Annotated in this window: 1 protein-coding gene; it reads left to right on the forward strand. The window is 30.0% G+C overall.

From position 1 onward, the window contains the following. The first annotated feature begins 140 nt into the window (after positions 1-140). On the forward strand, positions 141-305 hold the full coding sequence (locus tag AC3WLU_RS26770; RefSeq protein ID WP_475470912.1) for a hypothetical protein: 165 nt from the start codon (positions 141-143) through the stop codon (positions 303-305). The last annotated feature ends 231 nt before the right edge of the window (positions 306-536 follow it).

Genomic DNA, 536 nt, shown 5'->3' on the forward strand with positions numbered 1-536 from the left:
TGATATGACTATGAAATCCTAAGAATTCTAGAGCAATCGTGAGATTGTGTTTAGTTTATTGAGGGAGGATAGTTCAATAAGAGTTACAATTTAAAGGAGAATTTTTACTTGCTTTGATATTTTATAGGAGGTTTTTTCTCTTGAAGAAAACAAATATTTCTTTGATTACATTTGCCGTAATCATTACAGTTTTAAATCACTTTGTTTCTCCAATTTTCTTCGATGTAGGACCTGATAGTTCAGGGACTGGCATATCAATACTTTTATTAGCTATTGCACTATTAAATCATCTTAGGGAAAAATAATAATTGTCCTAATAGGTGCTTGAAATAAAACTCTAAACTGATATTAAGTATTTTACCATAAAATGCAAGTTGTTGGTTTTTTATCCTGAGAGCAACAATTTAGAAAACAGCCTAACAAAAAAAGACTTTCTACATTGTTTAAATGTAGGAAGTCTCAGACTGTAGACAAACTCGATGAAAATCGAGTTTGTCTACATTTTTTTTGGCTTGTACAAATTTGGACGTTGATTT

It is taken from the genome of Peribacillus sp. FW305-BF15 (assembly GCF_058783805.1).